Annotated in this window: 4 protein-coding genes; 1 reads left to right on the forward strand and 3 read right to left on the reverse strand. The window is 39.8% G+C overall.

The window, feature by feature from the left end:
• Positions 1-71: 71 nt before the first annotated feature.
• From QUF07_RS13395 to rpsO, 3 genes are all read right to left on the reverse strand, one after another.
• On the reverse strand, positions 72-989 hold the full coding sequence (locus tag QUF07_RS13395; protein ID WP_289427908.1) for a hypothetical protein: 918 nt from the start codon (positions 987-989) through the stop codon (positions 72-74).
• An 85-nt stretch (positions 990-1,074) separates the two neighbouring features.
• On the reverse strand, positions 1,075-2,805 hold the full coding sequence (locus QUF07_RS13400; RefSeq protein WP_217161576.1) for a ribonuclease J: 1,731 nt from the start codon (positions 2,803-2,805) through the stop codon (positions 1,075-1,077).
• 175 nt (positions 2,806-2,980) lie between these two features.
• Positions 2,981-3,250, reverse strand: coding sequence for a 30S ribosomal protein S15 (gene rpsO, locus QUF07_RS13405; RefSeq protein ID WP_008855546.1), 270 nt, complete (start codon positions 3,248-3,250; stop codon positions 2,981-2,983).
• Between the two features lie 241 nt (positions 3,251-3,491).
• Between rpsO and rpsT the strand changes: the two genes are divergently transcribed.
• Positions 3,492-3,746, forward strand: a complete 255-nt coding sequence (rpsT, locus tag QUF07_RS13410; RefSeq protein WP_054748696.1) for a 30S ribosomal protein S20 — start codon at positions 3,492-3,494, stop codon at positions 3,744-3,746.
• Positions 3,747-3,946 lie beyond the last annotated feature (200 nt).

A 3,946-nucleotide genomic window follows, 5' to 3' on the forward strand; every position in this document is an offset into this window, starting at 1 on the left:
TTTGTGGTAAACACCATTTTAAAGGAAGCTGATCTTTTTTGTCCGAACAGCGTTCGGATTAATTTTACAATCTACCACATCAATTTAATTTTGCTTTCTTGGTCATAAATAATGCTTATCCATTTCATAATTAACCGTTGATCTGAAGTGTTGACATCAATTTGATCACCGAACGATCGCGCAACGATGGCTTGGAACCAATATTCCGGATCAGTTATCACCTTATCGAAAAATGGATAAATATAATTACTTTGTGTAAATAGTTCCTTTTCGAGTAAGGCTAATTTGATTGGATCAGACGAAGCATAATTGTCTTCAATAATATTCAAAACGGCTACTAATGAAGAATATTGATCAATAGATTTCAATTTTAGAATATTAATTTCATAGTCTTGATTGTCCAACCAGTTGAGGGTAACCGAAACATCGGCGTTTACTTTGACCAATTCCAACAAAATCTGACTTTTCGGAACTTCCCATAAAAATGGATCCCTCAAAATGTTTTTTCCTGCCAATACATATTCGTCAAACGGTAGCTGTTTAGCGTCCTCCACCCGCCTCACCTGGGTATAGGCATTCAAACCACCAATATGTGCAAATTGGTTAATCTGCTGATCAAGTAATTCAGCATGTTGCTGGCGATAATTTTCTTCAGCAGCCAGAATTTGTGTTCGCCAGTCGGCAACCGATTGAGCAGCGATTTCCCTTGCGACCATAAAATGGGCATTCTTCAGTGATATCTCGATCAATGATGGAATCCACTCGGCAACCCTGACAAATTCATCTTCATAGCGATTAATAATTGACTGAGCTTCCGCAGTCCGCTTCAGCTTAAACAACGCTTTTGTCCGTAGAAAATTAACGTCAATCTGATTGGGATATTTCGCCAACAAATGTTCAACCTTATGCATTACCTGATTAAACCGCTGGTCCGCGTAATCTGCTTGGGCACTCATCAGGATAACTTGATCATTCTTCGATAATTGCATTTCTTCGCCTCACAATCTTTGGACAGAAAACGAGCAATTCAAATAAATGAACCACTCGTTGCCATTTTTATTCATGTGATCGAAATTAATTTGCTGATTCCGATTTCTTCTCGTTGTTCTTTTGCTTTTTCTTGGAACGCTTATGATGTTGATTAACTTCCATTATAACTGGTAAAATCACGGGACGCCGCTTGGTTTGTTTATACAGATAATCACTTAGATCATCCCTAACGTCCTGCTTCAAGTTACTCCAATCAAACTCTTTATGCTCAAGATTGTTGGTAACTGTCTTTTCAATAATGCCAGCTGCTTCCTTCATAAGATCCTTGTTAGCCTTAACGTAAACGAATCCTCTTGAAGTGAGCTTAGGCTCGGCAACAATCCGCTTCTTCTTGCGATCAATTGTGACGACCGCCACAAAAATACCATCTTCAGACAATACTTTCCGATCTCGCAGCACGATATTACCAATATCGCCAATTCCGATTCCGTCAATCATGGTGTCGGCAAGATCTTCACTGCCACCAACCCACATTTCGTCTTTGTTGACTGAAATCTTGTCACCCTTATTAGGAATGTAAATTTGCTTATCAGTATAACCAATTTGCTTAGCCAGTTGTGCGTTGGCCTCCAGCAAACGATATTCACCCTGAACAGGAATGATGTACTTAGGATGTAATAAGTTGATGAGCAACTGCAAGTCTGTCTGACTGGCATCACCCGATGAATTCATTTGATCGGAAATCATTTTAACTTCACCATCCGCGCGGTAAACCATATCCCGAGTTTTAGCAACGGTCGTTTCCATCGCAGTTGACGGCGTTGTTGTGATGAACACCAAGTCTTTGGGCTCAATGTTAATGTCACTTTGTTCCTTATTAGCCATCCGCTGAAGGGCTTTGATCGGTTCACCCATCTTGCCGGTCTGAATGATGACAACCTTATCTGGAGCCAACTTGTTCAACTCATCAATGGAATCAATTAAAAGATCATCTTCTGGTAAGGTTAAGGTCTTCAAACGCATTGCGGTCCGAACAATTCGTTCCAAATCATGACCCGTCAAATAAACCCGGCGACCACACTTGGCAGCGGCATTAAAGACTTGTTGCATCCGCAAAATGTTGGAGGCAACACTTGCAACGATGATGCGGCTGTCCTGATAATTAAATGTGTCGTAAATGTACTCAGCAATCTGCTTTTCCGAGGCGCTTGGCTTGGAGTTTTCGGCATTGCCAGAATCACTCAGTAGTGCTAGAACCCCTTCATCACCCAACTGGGTTAAAGCGGAGTAATTGGTCTGATAGAGTGGAGCGGCTGTTTGATCAAATTTGAAATCGCCTGTATAAACAATTGCTCCTTCAGAAGTATGAATGGCAATTCCAAGTGATCCAGGAATCGAATGGGTCGTCTTAAAGAAGGTGACCTTAACGTCATCAAAATCAATTTCACTGTGATCGCTGACAATATGAAAATCATCAAAGCTCTTTAATTCTTCAGAATCTGCCACGTTCAACTTAGCTAACTCAATGGTCATTTCAGAGCCGAACACTGGCACATCAAATTCACTCAAGAAGTACGAAATCGCACCAATTGAGTCCGCATGCCCGTGCGTCAAAAAGACGCCCACAATTCGGTCTTTATTCTTTTCCAAATAACTAAAATCGGGAATTACAACGTCAATTCCAAGCAATTCATTTTCAGGGTATCTTAAACCACAGTCTAAAATATAGATACCGCCGTTGATGTCCACAGCATACATGTCTTTGCCGTTTTCACGGACTCCGCCAATGGGCATAATTTTTATTTCGCTTTTCATGTTTCACCTCAAAAAATAATTTGTTCTTTTTTTACGTTCGTTTTCAGCTTCTATTAGTTTACCATATTTTTCCAGAAAACCGAATTTTTAGTAAGAGATTGTTGAATAATTTAAATTTGGGCAGAAAAAAAGGATGTGTACAAAGCCGCAGCCCTGCAACATCCCTCTTCAAATATTAACGACGAATTCCTAAGCTTTGGATCAAGTCACGGTAACGTGCAACATCCTTACCACGAAGGTAAGCAAGTAGGTTACGACGATGACCAATCTTCTTCATAAGTCCCCGTTGTGAATGATAATCTTTTCGATGTGTCCGCATATGTTCGTTGATTTCGTTGATATCTGCGGTCAAAACAGCGATTTGCACCTCTGCTGATCCAGTATCGCCTTCATGACGCGCATACTTCTTGATAATTTCATTCTTCTTTGTTTGTGTAACTGCCATAGTTCACAACCACCTTTTCTAAAATGATCCAACAACTGAGTAAGCGGCAGTGGTCCCCGACGAACTAAGTTGAAGGTCTGTGCAACGCACAAAAAATAGTATAACGGATTTTAACGAGTAATACAAGGATATCTTACATGATACCGCTCAGTTTTGCTTGCAATCGCCTTGTCATTTTTGTATAATGATGTCTGTTGAAATTTAATGGTTATATTTAGAATGATCTTCGGAGGTGAACAAAATGCCAATTATCAAATCTGCTATCGAACGTGTTAAAACCAACGAAAAGGCTCAACGCAGAAACGCAGCTCAGTTGAGTACATACCGGACTGCTGTTAAAAAGTTTGAAAAAGCTCGGATTGCTGGTGCTGACGATACAAAGGATTTATACATCAACGCAATCAGTGCAATTGATCGCGCAAAATCAAAGGGTTTAATTAAAGCTAACAAAGCTTCACGTGACAAGTCACGTTTAACTAAGAAATTAGCAAATTAAGACTTCCAAGTTGTTAGTTAAACTAACAACTTTTATGATACATATTCTTGCAGGACTCACCAATTTGGTGGGTTCTTTTTATTGACGGATCTATATATAAGAGGCTCACCGTTAAAATCCAAAAATGAAGTGCCCTACAATTGTTAGACAAGTAAGTCTAATGATTATGGGGCTTTTCTTGTGACAAAATATAGTAGTCA

The organism is Lentilactobacillus sp. TOM.63 (genome assembly GCF_030361045.1).
Lineage (GTDB): Bacteria > Bacillota > Bacilli > Lactobacillales > Lactobacillaceae > Lentilactobacillus > Lentilactobacillus dabitei.